The sequence below is a fragment of the Rhizobium sp. JAB6 genome, from assembly GCF_003024605.1.
Classification (GTDB): domain Bacteria; phylum Pseudomonadota; class Alphaproteobacteria; order Rhizobiales; family Rhizobiaceae; genus Rhizobium.
The window spans coordinates 126090-139334 of sequence record NZ_PYJQ01000011.1; the positions used below are offsets into that span (position 1 = coordinate 126090).

Sequence of the window (13245 nt, forward strand, 5' to 3'; positions counted from 1 at the left end):
GAAACAAATACTCGATATCAGGCGGCAGCCTTGCGCTGCCGCTCTCTTTGAATGACTTCCGAAGCCAGTTGGAGATAGGCTTGGCTGCCTGCGCACTTCAGATCGTAAAGAATGGCCGGCTTGCCATAGGAAGGCGCCTCGGACACGCGCACGTTGCGCGGAATCAACGTGCGGTAGACCTTTTCGCCCAAATGGGTCCGTACGTCGCTAACGACTTGCTGTGCAAGATTATTGCGCGAATCGAACATGGTTAAGACAATTCCCTGAATATCAAGAGAAGGGTTTACCGTGCGCCGGACCTGATCCACCGTCTCAAGCAGCTGGCTGAGGCCTTCCAGGGCGAAAAATTCACATTGTAACGGGACCAAAACGGAATGCGCCGCAGCCATCGCGTTCATAGTCAGAAGATTAAAGGAGGGCGGGCAATCCACGAGAATATAGGAAAAGGAGAGGGCATCAGACGTATTCAACGCGCGCCGCAGCTTGAAGACACGATCAGGCTGCTGGGCGATCTCCATCTCGATCCCGAGCAGGTCCATCGTCGACGGCACGATAAAGAGATTCGGCACGGCCGTTTCCTGCACCGTTTCCATGATGCCATGGCTACCTAGCAGGAGGTCATAGGACGACAATTTACGATCGCGCCGTTCAATACCCAAACCGGTGCTGGCATTGCCCTGTGGATCGAGATCGACAATCAGGACGCGTTCGCCGATAGCGGCGAGCGCCGTGGCAAGGTTAATGGCGGTCGTCGTCTTGCCAACGCCGCCCTTTTGATTTGCGATGGTAATAATCCGGTTTCGCTCGCCGATCATTTGCCGCATATCCAATTGTGGTTAATTCAAACGTCGCAGGTGACTGAGTTCCAAGATAACCGAATCTCGCTCAACGACGCTTTGATGTTTTACCAGATCGAATTGCCAACGACCACGGGCTTTCTGAAGCTCCCGCTCGTAATCCCGGCCTTTATGCAGCAGAAGGCAGAGATTTTCATTGCGGTGGAGCCATGGCTCTGCGTAGTCCAGCAACATCTCGAGCTCTGCAAGAGCGCGCGCCGAGATAACATCACAGTTGTGAATGACCGTCGGCGCATCCTCAATACGAATGGCATGAACCGCGCCGCGGGCATCACACTCACGCAGGCAGACGCGCAGAAAAGCAGCCTTTTTCTGGTTGCTCTCCACCAGATCCACATGACCAGCACCTTTTTCTGCCAGCAGGATCGCCGTTATTATGCCCGGAAATCCGCCACCGCTTCCCAGATCGACCCAGTGATCGGTTGCGGGATGCAGCTGAAAAATTTGCGCGCTATCGGCGATATGCCGGCGCCATAGACCGTCAATCGTAGAGGGTGCAACGAGATTGATGGCCTTCGCCCATTTTTGAAAGAGCTGCGCAAAATGCTGCAACCGCTCCTGTGTTTCACGTGAAACACGTACGCCGTTCAATTCCATACTCGGGACTCTCTAGCCTTGTATTGTCAGGAAACGAGTTTCTGCTGTTCGAATGTGCTTAGTTTTCTCAGGTAAGCCAACAGCAGAGAAATTGCAGCCGGCGTCATTCCATCAAGACGCGCCGCTTGCGCGATGTTCTTGGGACGGGCAGAGGTGAGTTTTTGCTTCAGCTCGTTGGACAATCCGGAAATGATGGAGAAGTCGAACTCCGCCGGTATGGCGCGATCTTCCTCCTTTCGGGCCTGAACGATATCGGCGGTCTGGCGATCCATATAGACAGCATAGGCCGCCTCGATTTCGATGGCCTCGACAATCTTTCGCTGCATCGACTGCAGTTCCGGCCAAATGCGCCCAAGATTTCCAATGGATTGACCAGGATGAGAAAGAAGCTCATAGGCCGAACGCCGCTGCCCATCCCTGTTCAGATGCATCCCGACCTTCTCAGCTTCGTTCGGCGTCACCGTCAAACTCTTCAACCGATCTCGAGCCTGGTCGAGAGCTTTTAGATACTGCTCGAAGCGGGAGGCCCGATCGAAAGCTACGCAGCCTATGGCAAGGCCGACGGGAGTAAGGCGGACATCTGCATTGTCGGCGCGAAGCGATAGGCGATATTCCGCGCGCGATGTGAACATCCGATAGGGTTCAGCGACACCGCGAGATGTCAAATCGTCGATCATCACACCGATATAGGATTCGGTTCGGCTGAACTCTATCGCCTTGCCTCCTGTAGCCAAACGCGCAGCATTCAATCCTGCGACAAGTCCCTGAGCACCTGCCTCTTCATATCCGGTGGTGCCGTTGATTTGGCCAGCCAGAAAAAGGCCTGGAATCTTCTCCACCTCAAGAGAAAGCTTCAACTCGCGAGGATCGACATGGTCATATTCGATGGCATAGGCATGTTGAAGAATGCGGACTCGTTCCAGTCCCGGAATGGTCCTGATGAACTCGTCCTGGACATCCTCAGGCAGGGACGTTGAGATTCCGTTCGGATAAACCGTGGTATCGTCCAAGCCCTCCGGCTCGAGAAAAATCTGATGGCCGTCGCGCTCACCGAACTTGACGATCTTGTCCTCGATCGAAGGACAATAGCGCGGGCCGACGCCTTCAATCTGGCCCGAATACATCGCCGAACGCTTGAGGTTTTCAGCAATAATTCTGTGCGTCTCCCGCGTCGTGCGGGTAACGCCGCATTCGATCTGCGGATTCACGATCCCATCGGTCATGAAGGAGAACGGCGCCGGATCTTCATCCGCACCTTGACGTCCGACGGCATCCCAATCGATAGTCGTGCCATCAAGGCGCGCTGGTGTGCCCGTCTTCAAGCGGCCCAATGCGAGACCATTCCGAAGCAGTGTGCTCGAGAGCCCCACAGAAGGCTCTTCTCCGACGCGACCCGCCGGTATCTGCTTGTTGCCGATATGAATAAGGCCGCGAAGAAAAGTGCCCGTCGTCAAAACCACGGCGCCACAGGGGATATGACGCCCGTCCTTCAAGATTACGGCGGATACACGGCCGTGCTCAAAAGCAAGATCGAAAGCATCGCCCTCTATGATGTCGAGATTATCGATGGCGGCGATCTCGGCCTGCATAGCCAGGCGATACAGCTTGCGATCTGCCTGCGTTCGGGGACCGCGAACCGCCGGACCCTTTTTTCGATTCAGCATTCGGAATTGAATGCCTGCCGCGTCGGCCACGCGGCCCATCAAGCCGTCAAGAGCATCAATTTCCCGGACCAGATGGCCTTTGCCAAGCCCGCCAATCGCAGGATTGCAGGACATGACACCAATCGTCTCGCGCTTATGTGTCACCAACGCGGTACGCGCACCTAGGCGCGCCGATGCAGCGGCAGCTTCGCTGCCCGCATGGCCACCGCCCACAACGATTACATCATACGCAGTATCGAACATCATCAAGTACCTCGGTCGTGCCGTTTGTTTGGCACACCAATTTTAGGAGTCAAGAAGGTTTCACGTGAAACGTCTAGCGAGCGCACGCGGAGCTCTGTTTCACGTGAATCATTTGCCGATGCAGAATTCCGAGAAGATTACGTCCAGGAGATCTTCGACATCGACCCGCCCGGTTATACGTCCCAGGCTCGTGGCCGCCTGCCGCAGGTATTCCGCGCGAATATCCAAGCCTCGATCCTCGGACGCAAGCGCTGTGGCCACTGCAGCAAGGCTGTCTGCAAGTAACGTGCGATGCCGCAGCCGGCTCGGCAGCGCTAGGGATAGCATCCCCGAACGCGCCTGCAAATCATCACGGAGAAGCTGATGCAACTCAGCCAATCCCAAGCCGGTCGTGGACGAAATCAGCAGATCATACTGGTCGTGAGGACCAGGGTGAATATCAGCTTTCGTCCCGACAGTCAGTACCTTACCCGCGAAGCTCGGAAATATCCGCTGTGCCTCCTCTCCTATTTCGGCAAGAGACAGGACGAGATCCGCGTCGGCTACCGTCCGCAACGCACGGCGAATGCCTTCACGCTCGACAATCTCATCGGTCTCGCGCAGGCCGGCGGTGTCGTAGAGCTTGACGGCGTATCCTTCAATATTCAAATCGATATGCAGAACGTCGCGGGTGGTTCCGGCAATATCTGTGACGATCGCCACTTCCCGTTTCGCTAAAGCATTCATCAGGCTGGATTTGCCGGCATTGGGAGCACCGGCAATCACCACCTTCAGCCCGTCGCGGATGATCTCGCCAAGTTCGGCGCCTGCGAGATGATCGGAAAGTTCGCGGTGCACTTGCCGCATGTCTGCCCAGACCATGTCCGATACCGAACCAGGCACATCATCCTCATCGGCAAAGTCGAGCTCGGCTTCGATCAGAGCACGAGCACGCGTTAATCGATCAGCCCAGTCATTATAAAGATCGGAAAGCCCGCCGGCAGCATGTTCGATGGCCAGCCGCCGCTGCATCTCGGTTTCGGCGCTGATAAGATCGGCAAGGCCTTCCACCTCGACCAGATCCATCTTTCCATTTTCCAGCGCCCGTCGCGAAAACTCACCATGCTCCGCCAGACGGCAATTTTCGAAACTCGAAAGCTCGCCGAGGAGCGCATTCACCACCGCCCTGCCGCCGTGGACATGAATTTCCGCGCAATCCTCACCCGTAAAGGACGCCGGCCCGGGGAAAACCAGAACAAGGCCGCGATCAATGATGAGACCGTTACGAGTCCGAATCGTCTTGAGAGCCGCTTGCCGTGGCATCGGCAGAGGGCCGGCAAGCGATTCAGCCGCGTGAAACGCTCGATTTCCGCTGATACGGATCACAGCAACTCCAGAGGGTAGGTTACCGCTGGAAAGTGCGTAGATTGTCTCACTTGCCGCCAACATCAGATTGAACCGGATCCGAATCGATTGGAGAAGAACTTCTGGCTTTTACAGTCGATGCTTGAAAACGAAATCGGGCCGCAAACGCGCAGCCCGATCATAGCACTCTTCGTCGCCGCCGATGAGGCGGGGAAACTCGCAGCAATTAGGTGTTCATCGAATCGAAGAAATCCGGGTTGTTCTTCGTCTGCTTGAGCTTGTCGATTAGGAATTCGATCGCGTCGGTCGTGCCCATCGGCGCAAGGATACGGCGAAGAACGAAGATCTTCTGCAGGTCCTGGCGCGGCACGAGCAGGTCTTCCTTACGCGTGCCGGACTTGAGGATGTCCATGGCGGGGAAGATGCGCTTGTCGGCAACCTTGCGGTCGAGCACGATTTCCGAGTTACCGGTACCCTTGAATTCTTCGAAGATCACTTCGTCCATGCGGCTGCCGGTATCGATCAGGGCCGTTGCGATGATCGTCAGCGAACCGCCTTCCTCGATGTTACGGGCGGCACCAAAGAAGCGCTTCGGGCGCTGCAGGGCGTTGGCGTCGACACCACCGGTCAGAACCTTGCCGGAAGAGGGAACGACGGTGTTGTAGGCGCGTCCGAGGCGGGTGATGGAGTCAAGCAGGATGACGACGTCACGACCATGCTCGACGAGGCGCTTGGCCTTCTCGATCACCATTTCGGCGACCTGAACGTGGCGCACGGCCGGCTCGTCAAAGGTCGAGGAAATGACCTCACCGCGTACGGAGCGCTGCATGTCGGTCACTTCTTCCGGACGCTCGTCGATCAAGAGAACGATAAGATAGCAGTCCGGATGATTGGCGGTGATGGAATGGGCGATATTTTGAAGGAGCACGGTCTTACCGGTGCGCGGCGGCGCGACGATCAGGCCGCGCTGACCCTTGCCGAGGGGCGCCACAAGATCGATCACACGGGGTGAAAGATCCTTCGAGGTGGGAACGTCGAGTTCCATGCGGAAACGCTCGTTGGGATAGAGCGGCGTCAGATTGTCGAAGTGTACCTTGTGACGGATCTTTTCCGGATCGTCGAAATTGATGGTGTTGACTTTCAGGAGCGCGAAATAACGTTCGCCTTCCTTGGGTCCCCGGATCGGTCCCTCGACCGTGTCGCCCGTCTTCAAGGAGAAGCGGCGAATCTGGGAGGGGGAGATATAGATATCGTCCGGGCCGGGAAGATAGTTTGCATTTGCGGAACGCAAGAAACCGAAGCCATCCTGCAGAACCTCGACGACGCCCTCGCCGATGATTTCTACGTCCTGGCTCGCCAGCACCTTCAAGATCGCAAACATCAATTCCTGCTTGCGCATCGTGCTGGCGTTTTCCACCTCGAGCGATTCGGCAAAGGCCAGCAGATCGGTCGGGGATTTATTTTTCAGTTCCTGAAGCTTCATTTCAGCCATGAAGGGAATTACTCATTTTTTAGGAGGGGAAGGCAATGTTGCTCGTATTCAGAACCGCGATAGGGGCGCTCGCGGGCGACAGAATGGAATACATGCCACGAAGAGAAGATGGCGGGAAAATAGCGACTCGCTTTCCGAACCGCAAGGGGGGCACGCAAAATGAAGGAAATTTAACGCTGCCCTGATACAGCCCCCGCTTCAGGCAAACGGCTTCACGACCACGAGAATGACGATGACAATCATCAAAAGCGTCGGCGCCTCGTTCATCATTCGCCAGTAGCGAGCGGAACGCTTGTTTTCGTCGCGGGCAAAGGCGCGCACTGCCGCGCTGAAATGGCCGTGAACGCCTGAGAGGATCAAGACCAGGCAGATCTTGGCATGCAGCCAGCCGCCCTGAAAATCATAAACCGACCAGGCGAGGTAAAGCCCGAAGATCCAGGTCAGAATCATCGCCGGATTGATGATGTAACGCAGCAGCCGCTGCTCCATCACCTTGAACGTTTCGGATTGCTGCGAGCCCGGCGCGGCATCCGTGTGATAGACGAAAAGCCGAGGCAGATAGAACATGCCGGCCATCCAGGAGATGACGGCGATGATGTGCAGCGCCTTGATCCAGAGATAGAGATCGGCCGGATGCCAGGCGAAAAGCCCGATTGCCAGAACCGCAAAAATGAGGATCATGACATAGGCGCGTCGTCCGGCCCTCTGGCCCGGAGCCGCGTCCGTCTGCTTTTCCATCGTCATCAGCTCCTCCATCCCCGCACGCGCTCGACAAGCCTCGCAACATTGGCGGGATCTGCCTGCGGCGTAATACCGTGCCCAAGATTGAAGATCAGCGGGCCATTTCCGAGCTGCTGCAGGATATCGTCTATCCCGTCATCCAGCGCCTTGCTGCCGGCAACCACGCGCATCGGATCGAGATTGCCCTGCACCGGGCCATCCTTCTGAAGCTCCCGCGCGAAGGCCAGAGGCACGGACCAGTCGAGCCCGATCGCATCGGCACCGGTTTTCTGCCGATAGGTTTTCAGCAGATAGCCCGCACCCTTGGCAAAGGCGATGATTTTTGCCCGTGGCCGCTGCGCCTTGACGGATGCGATCATTCTCGCAACCGGCTTGACCGCAAAAGCCTCGAATTCCTTCTCTCCGAGCACGCCCGCCCAGGAATCGAAAATCTGCACGGCATCGGCACCGGCATCGATCTGCGCTACAAGATAGTCGGCAGAGATCTCCGCAAGCAGCATCAGCAGATGTTCGAAGGCTTCCGGATGGCGATAGGCAAACAGCCGGGCAGGCGCCTGGTCGGGCGTGCCGTGACCAGCGATCATATAGGTCGCAACCGTCCAGGGAGCGCCGCAGAAGCCGAGAAGCGTTGTTTCCTGCGGTAAGTCCCGCCGCAGCCGCCGCACCGCCTCCATAACCGGCTCCAGATAGGCTACGACCCCCTCCGGTTTCAAGGCCAGGATGCCCGCCTCATTGATCGGGTCCATTTCCGGCCCATGTCCCTCGGTGAAACGGACATTCCGCTTCAGCGCATCGGGGATGACGAGAATGTCGGAAAAGAGAATGGCGGCATCGAAGCCATAGCGCCGGATCGGCTGCAGCGTCACTTCGACGGCATATTCGGGCGTATAACAGAGATCGAGGAAACTTCCGGCCTTCGCACGCGTTTCCCGGTACTCGGGGAGGTAACGACCTGCTTGTCTCATCAGCCAGAGAGGGGGAGGGGCGAGCGTTTCTCCGCTCAAGACCCGCATGATCTTCCGGCGTTCATCGGTCACAGACATCGTCCTATATAAAACCAAACATATATTAAAGGTTTCTATTTCTTAGAGTCGGTGAGTAGCAAGGATTAAAGTTCATCCCTTGCCTGTCCAATTTGTCGCGCCGCGCGCGTAAATTCGGAGAGATTTCGAGATTGTAAGCCAATATGTGGAAAAGCTCGGCAATTTTTCAATCTTTTTAGGAGGTTGAGGAGAAATCCGGCTCTTCTTCTTCTGGGGACAAGTCGGGGATGAGCAAGGTGTTGCCGATCTTGTCCACATTACCCACAGTCTCCGCGAAAGCCTCCTTTCGAAAATTCCAAATGTGGAAAACTCGGCCGTTTTCCACTTGCCCAGGATGCCCCCCTTCCCGTACCTCTCTTTTCTCCCGAGATATCAACAGGCGACGGAAAGTAGCGTGGAAAACCGGACGAGCTTCTTTCATCTGCACCTGATTTCTGACTCAACGGGCGAGACCCTCATCTCCGCCGGCCGCGCCGCTTCGGTGCAATTCCATGCCAGTCAGCCGATCGAGCACGTCTATCCGCTGATTCGGAATCGCAAGCAGCTTCTGCCTGTGTTGGAGGCGATCGACCACAGTCCCGGCATCGTCCTCTATACGATCGTCGATCGCGAGCTCGCCGATTTCATCGCTGAGCGCTGCCGCGAGATGGGCGTACCGTCAGTCAATGTGCTGGAGCCGGTCATGAACGTGTTCCAGACCTATCTCGGCACGGCGTCCCGCCGCCGCGTCGGCGCGCAGCATGTGATGAATGCGGATTATTTCGCCCGCATCGAAGCGCTGAACTACACCATGGACCACGACGACGGCCAGATGCCGGACGATTACGACGACGCGGATGTCGTCATCATCGGCATCAGCCGCACCTCGAAAACGCCGACGAGCATCTATCTGGCGAACCGCGGCATCAAGACGGCCAACATTCCGATCGTCCACGGGGTGCCCTTGCCTGAAAGTCTGATCAGGGCGACCAGGCCTTTGATCGTCGGACTGGTGGCGACCACGGACCGCATCTCACAGGTCCGCGAAAATCGCATCCTGGGTGCGACCCCCGGCTTCGACCGCGGCGACTATACCGATCGGGCCGCGATCTCCGAAGAGCTGAAATATGCCCGCTCGCTCTGCTCGAGGCATAACTGGCCGATCATCGATGTCACGCGCCGGTCGATCGAAGAGACCGCCGCCGCCATTGTTGCCCTGCGCCCCAAGCTGCGCTAAGCGCTGCACATGATTATCTCGGAGGCAGCCATCATGACCTCGCCCCTTATTCTTGCGTCCTCCAGCCCGTTCCGGCGCATGCTGATGGAAAATGCCGGGCTGCATTTCCAAGCCATCGCCGCCGATATCGACGAACGCGCGATCGAAGCTCCGCTGGAGCGGGATGGCGCCGGCGCGGATGCTATCGCTCTTGTCCTGGCAAAGGCGAAGGCAAAGGAGGTGAGCGATCGCTTTCCCGCTTCGCTCGTCATTGGTTCCGATCAGACCATGTCGCTGGGCTCCGAGGTCTTTCACAAGCCGAAATCGATGACGGATGCGGAAAACCACCTGCGAACCCTGTCCGGAAAGACGCATCGGCTGAACAGCGCCATCGCGCTCGCACGCAATGGCGACATCATCTGGGAGCATGTGTCTCACGCCGATCTGACCATGCGCGAATTGCCGGCCGATTTCATTCGCCGGCATCTGAGCCGGGTCGGCGAGAAGGCTTTGTCGAGCGTCGGTGCCTATCAGCTGGAGGGCGAAGGCATCCAGCTCTTCTCGAGAATCGGCGGCGACTATTTCACCATCGTCGGATTGCCCATGCTGCCGCTCCTGGAAAAACTGCGAGAGTTGGGGACGATCGATGGATGATTCACGTGAAACACAAAGCGTAAACGCTTTCGTAACGGGTTATCCGGTCAAGCATTCGCGCTCGCCGCTGATCCATGGTTACTGGCTGAAACAGCTCGGTCTGGCCGGGACCTACCGCGCCCACGAAGTGTCAGTGGAGGATTTCGCCGCCTTCATCGCGTCCCTGAAAGATGGCACCAGCGGCTTCGTCGGCGGCAATGTCACCATTCCCCACAAGGAAGCGGCCTTCAAACTCGCCGATCGGCCCGACGAACTTTCAAAAGAGCTTGGCGCGTCCAATACCCTGTGGCTCGAAGCCGGCAAGCTGCATGCAACGAACACCGATGGCCGAGGGTTCACAGCAAACCTGGATGAGCGTCACCCCGGCTGGGATCGCAGCGATCGTGCCGTCATCCTTGGGGCAGGGGGTGCCAGCCGTGCCGTGATCCAGGCGGTGCGCGACCGCGGCTTCAAGGAAATCCATGTGGTCAACCGCACAGTCGAGCGGGCACGGGAACTGGCGGATCGATTCGGCGAACGCGTCCACGCCCATGCGATGGTCGCACTCGGCGAGGTCACGCAGGGTGCCGGTCTCTTTATTAATACGACATCGCTCGGCATGGACGGCGAAGCAGCGCCCCGCATCGATTTTTCCTCTCTTGCAGAAGGCGCCGTCGTCACCGACATTGTCTATGTACCGTTGAAGACGCCGCTTCTCGCCCAGGCCGAGGAACAAGGCTTTGCCATTGTCGATGGCCTCGGAATGCTTCTGCATCAGGCCGTGCCGGGCTTCGAAAAATGGTTCGGAAAGCGTCCGGCGGTGGATGAAACCTTGAGGGCATTGATCATCGCCGATATGGAAAAGCACTAGCATGATCAGGATCGGGCTCACCGGATCGATCGGCATGGGAAAATCGACCTCGGCAAAACTCTTTGCCGAAGCCGGGATACCGGTGAACGATTCCGATGCGGTGGTGCATGATCTCTATAGCGGCGAAGCCGTGCCGCTGGTCGAGGCGGCCTTTCCGGGCACGACCAGCGACGGCAAGGTCGATCGGCAGGAGCTCAGCCGAAAGCTTGCCGGCGATCCCTCAGGCTTCAGGCGTCTTGAGGCCATCGTTCATCCGCTGGTGCGCGATCGCGAGCGTCAGTTCCTCGAGCGTCAACGCAAGGCCGGCGCCGATATGGTGGTGCTGGATATCCCGCTGCTCTTCGAAACCGGCGCCGACAAGAGGGTGGATAAAATCGTTGTCGTCAGCTGCGATCCACAGATTCAGCGGCAAAGGGTGCTTGCCCGGCCCAGCATGACGGAGGAAAAATTCAATATGATTCTCTCCCGCCAGACGCCGGATGCGCAAAAGCGGGCGCGCGCCGATTACGTCATCGATACGGGTGGAAGCATCGAGGCGGCCGGCGAACAGGTCAGAGAGATCATTGCCGATCTGCGGCGCAAGCGTCAGAGCAAGAAATAGGAAGGCAGAGTTTCGATATGCGCGAAATCATTTTCGATACGGAAACCACAGGCCTCGATAACAGGGCCGACCGTATCATCGAAATCGGCGGCATCGAGCTCTTCAACCACTTCCCGACCGGAAAGACGCTGCACATCTATATCAATCCGGGTGACCGCAAAGTGCATCCCGATGCTCTGGCCGTGCATGGCATTACCGATGAGTTCTTAGCGGACAAGCAGCCATTCGAAACCGTCGTGGACCAGATCCTCGAATTTTTCGGCGATGCCAAATGGATTGCGCACAACGCCACCTTCGACATGGGTTTCGTCAACGCTGAATTTGCAAGGCTCGGCCGGCCGCCGATCCTGCCTGAGATGGTGATCGATACGCTGGCCATGGCCCGGCGCAAGCATCCGATGGGTCCGAATTCGCTCGATGCTCTTTGCCGTCGGTACGGCATCGATAACTCGCACCGCACGAAACACGGCGCGCTGCTCGACTCCGAACTGCTGGCCGAAGTCTATATCGAGATGATCGGTGGCCGCCAGACGGCGCTGGGACTTGGCAGCGTCACCGGTGCGTCGGGGCGCTTGCGCCAGAACGATGTCTTCGAAGAAATCGTGGTCGACATCTTCGCGCGGCCCGCTCCGCTGCCGAGCCGGCTGACCGAGGAAGAACTTGCGGCTCACGCGGCGCTGGTCACCAAGCTCGGTGCGAAGGGGATCTGGTCGAAATACAGCGCTTCCGAATAGAGCGCTTTTGATCGTCAAAAGAAAATGCCCGGATATGCGATCCGGGCATTTGCGTTTTTAGATAGAGAAAATTCAGGCTCAGTTCGGAACGGCCGAAACCTGGGCGCGGGCCTGTTCTTCGGCCATGCGCTGCGTGAACATCTGCGCGAAATCGATGGGGTCGATCATCAGCGGGGGGAAACCGCCATTGCGCGTGACGTCGGCGATGATCTGGCGTGCGAAGGGGAACAGCAGGCGCGGGCATTCGATGAAGAGCAGCGGCAGCATGTGTTCCTGCGGGAAGCCGGTGACGCGGAAGACGCCGCCATAGACCAGCTCGGTGTGGAAGAGAACGCGCTCGCCATCCTTAGCCTCGGCGCTCAGCGTCAGCACCACGTCGAAATCGGAATCCGACAGCGGGTTGGCGTTGACATTCACATTGATATTGATGTCGGGAGCATTTTCCCGGGCCTGAAGCGAGCGCGGAGCACCCGGATTTTCGAAGGAAAGATCCTTGGTGTACTGAGCAAGGATGCTGAGGCTCGGGCTGGCTGCACCGTTGCCGTTGGTCTCGTTGGCCATGGGGGTGTCCTCTCACGTCTCGATGGGTGTCGCCATCTAGCATTTAGAAAAGGGGCTTACAACCCTTATGGCTCCGGCGCTCCGGAGGCCGTTCTCTAGTCTTCCAGCCGCTTTTGATCCGACCAGGGCGACTTCCGGTTCGGTTCGCGATGGAAATCGCCTTCGTCGAGATCGACGACATTTCCGGGTTTGTTCGGTCGGCCCTGCGGGCCGGCGCCCGAGCCTTGCCCACGGCGGAAAGCGCGGGAATTGCCGACGACGACGATGCGCTTGCGCAGCATCTGCCAGGCGAGATCGCGCACGGCCGGGATGAAGAGCAGCAAGCCGATGATATCGGAGATGAAGCCGGGCAGCATCAGAAAGAAGGCTGCAACCACGATCATGGCGCCATGCACCATCTCGCGGCCGGGATCGCCGCCATTGCGGCTTTCGGCCGAAATACGCTGGAGAATGCCGATCCCTTGGATTCTCAAGAGCGCGGCGCCCAGTAGCACGCTGAGGATGACGAGCCCCAGTGTCGCCCAGACGCCGATCATCTTTCCAACGACGATGAATCCGGCAATTTCAGCCAGAGGCATCAGGAAGACGAAGATAGGGAGAAGTGACAGGCGCATGTTAGGGTGGTCCTGAGAGCGGGTTTCTTCGCGTAAGCGTTGGTTTCGCGCATAT

Annotated in this window: 14 protein-coding genes; 5 read left to right on the forward strand and 9 right to left on the reverse strand. The window is 57.8% G+C overall.

What is annotated here, in order from left to right; all coding sequences use genetic code 11:
* Positions 1-17: 17 nt before the first annotated feature.
* The 7 genes from C7U61_RS19005 to hemE all read right to left on the reverse strand — a co-directional run bounded on the left by C7U61_RS19005 (position 18) and on the right by hemE (position 7975).
* Positions 18-815, reverse strand: a complete 798-nt coding sequence (locus C7U61_RS19005) for a ParA family protein (RefSeq protein ID WP_106999625.1) — start codon at positions 813-815, stop codon at positions 18-20.
* A 21-nt stretch (positions 816-836) separates the two neighbouring features.
* Positions 837-1454, reverse strand: coding sequence for a 16S rRNA (guanine(527)-N(7))-methyltransferase RsmG (rsmG, locus tag C7U61_RS19010; RefSeq protein WP_106999626.1), 618 nt, complete (start codon positions 1452-1454; stop codon positions 837-839).
* 26 nt (positions 1455-1480) lie between these two features.
* Positions 1481-3361 (reverse strand): tRNA uridine-5-carboxymethylaminomethyl(34) synthesis enzyme MnmG, encoded by a 1881-nt coding sequence (gene mnmG, locus C7U61_RS19015; RefSeq protein WP_106999684.1) that lies wholly within the window; start codon positions 3359-3361, stop codon positions 1481-1483.
* Between the two features lie 108 nt (positions 3362-3469).
* Positions 3470-4789 (reverse strand): tRNA uridine-5-carboxymethylaminomethyl(34) synthesis GTPase MnmE, encoded by a 1320-nt coding sequence (gene mnmE / locus C7U61_RS19020; RefSeq protein WP_181315877.1) that lies wholly within the window; start codon positions 4787-4789, stop codon positions 3470-3472.
* A gap of 142 nt (positions 4790-4931) precedes the next feature.
* Positions 4932-6197: a transcription termination factor Rho gene (gene rho, locus C7U61_RS19025; RefSeq protein WP_004127423.1), complete on the reverse strand. Its 1266-nt coding sequence runs from the start codon at positions 6195-6197 to the stop codon at positions 4932-4934.
* 198 nt (positions 6198-6395) lie between these two features.
* Complete coding sequence (hemJ, locus tag C7U61_RS19030; protein WP_181315878.1) at positions 6396-6941, reverse strand: protoporphyrinogen oxidase HemJ; 546 nt, start codon at positions 6939-6941, stop codon at positions 6396-6398.
* Entirely contained in the window at positions 6941-7975 is a 1035-nt protein-coding gene (hemE, locus tag C7U61_RS19035; RefSeq protein ID WP_106999685.1) for a uroporphyrinogen decarboxylase, read from the reverse strand. Before hemE ends, hemJ begins: the two co-directional genes overlap by 1 nt.
* 400 nt (positions 7976-8375) lie before the next feature.
* On the opposite strand from hemE, the gene C7U61_RS19040 reads away from it, so the two are divergent.
* Genes C7U61_RS19040 through dnaQ form a run of 5 tightly spaced genes read left to right on the forward strand, consistent with a single transcriptional unit; the run spans position 8376 to position 12015 of the window.
* Positions 8376-9197 carry a pyruvate, water dikinase regulatory protein gene (locus tag C7U61_RS19040; RefSeq protein WP_106999628.1) on the forward strand — a complete coding sequence of 274 codons (822 nt, stop codon included), beginning with the start codon at positions 8376-8378 and terminating at the stop codon, positions 9195-9197.
* A gap of 33 nt (positions 9198-9230) precedes the next feature.
* The gene (locus tag C7U61_RS19045) at positions 9231-9830 is read left to right on the forward strand and encodes a Maf-like protein (protein WP_106999687.1); all 600 of its coding nucleotides are present in this window, start codon (positions 9231-9233) and stop codon (positions 9828-9830) included.
* Positions 9823-10680 carry a shikimate dehydrogenase gene (locus C7U61_RS19050; RefSeq protein ID WP_106999629.1) on the forward strand — a complete coding sequence of 286 codons (858 nt, stop codon included), beginning with the start codon at positions 9823-9825 and terminating at the stop codon, positions 10678-10680. The genes C7U61_RS19045 and C7U61_RS19050 overlap by 8 nt, the downstream gene beginning before the upstream one ends.
* Position 10681: 1 nt before the next feature.
* The gene (gene coaE, locus C7U61_RS19055) at positions 10682-11281 is read left to right on the forward strand and encodes a dephospho-CoA kinase (protein WP_106999630.1); all 600 of its coding nucleotides are present in this window, start codon (positions 10682-10684) and stop codon (positions 11279-11281) included.
* Between the two features lie 17 nt (positions 11282-11298).
* Positions 11299-12015, forward strand: coding sequence for a DNA polymerase III subunit epsilon (dnaQ, locus tag C7U61_RS19060; protein ID WP_106999631.1), 717 nt, complete (start codon positions 11299-11301; stop codon positions 12013-12015).
* Positions 12016-12093: 78 nt separating this feature from the next.
* Here dnaQ and secB read toward each other — a convergent pair whose 3' ends face one another.
* Both secB and C7U61_RS19070 read right to left on the reverse strand, forming a co-directional pair.
* Entirely contained in the window at positions 12094-12576 is a 483-nt protein-coding gene (gene secB, locus C7U61_RS19065) for a protein-export chaperone SecB (RefSeq protein WP_069613913.1), read from the reverse strand.
* 95 nt (positions 12577-12671) lie between these two features.
* Positions 12672-13190: an FxsA family protein gene (locus C7U61_RS19070; protein ID WP_106999632.1), complete on the reverse strand. Its 519-nt coding sequence runs from the start codon at positions 13188-13190 to the stop codon at positions 12672-12674.
* Positions 13191-13245: the final 55 nt, after the last annotated feature.

Excerpts from the sequence above, each read along its gene's own strand:
- C7U61_RS19005 (WP_106999625.1), bottom strand. The coding sequence starts at position 815 with ATGATCGGCGAGCGAAACCGGATTATTACCATCGCAAATCAAAAGGGC.
- rsmG (WP_106999626.1), bottom strand. The coding sequence starts at position 1,454 with ATGGAATTGAACGGCGTACGTGTTTCACGTGAAACACAGGAGCGGTTG.
- mnmG (WP_106999684.1), bottom strand. The coding sequence starts at position 3,361 with ATGTTCGATACTGCGTATGATGTAATCGTTGTGGGCGGTGGCCATGCG.
- mnmE (WP_181315877.1), bottom strand. The coding sequence starts at position 4,789 with ATGTTGGCGGCAAGTGAGACAATCTACGCACTTTCCAGCGGTAACCTA.
- rho (WP_004127423.1), bottom strand. The coding sequence starts at position 6,197 with ATGGCTGAAATGAAGCTTCAGGAACTGAAAAATAAATCCCCGACCGAT.
- hemJ (WP_181315878.1), bottom strand. The coding sequence starts at position 6,941 with ATGACGATGGAAAAGCAGACGGACGCGGCTCCGGGCCAGAGGGCCGGA.
- C7U61_RS19045 (WP_106999687.1), top strand. The coding sequence starts at position 9,231 with ATGACCTCGCCCCTTATTCTTGCGTCCTCCAGCCCGTTCCGGCGCATG.
- C7U61_RS19050 (WP_106999629.1), top strand. The coding sequence starts at position 9,823 with ATGGATGATTCACGTGAAACACAAAGCGTAAACGCTTTCGTAACGGGT.
- coaE (WP_106999630.1), top strand. The coding sequence starts at position 10,682 with ATGATCAGGATCGGGCTCACCGGATCGATCGGCATGGGAAAATCGACC.
- dnaQ (WP_106999631.1), top strand. The coding sequence starts at position 11,299 with ATGCGCGAAATCATTTTCGATACGGAAACCACAGGCCTCGATAACAGG.
- secB (WP_069613913.1), bottom strand. The coding sequence starts at position 12,576 with ATGGCCAACGAGACCAACGGCAACGGTGCAGCCAGCCCGAGCCTCAGC.
- C7U61_RS19070 (WP_106999632.1), bottom strand. The coding sequence starts at position 13,190 with ATGCGCCTGTCACTTCTCCCTATCTTCGTCTTCCTGATGCCTCTGGCT.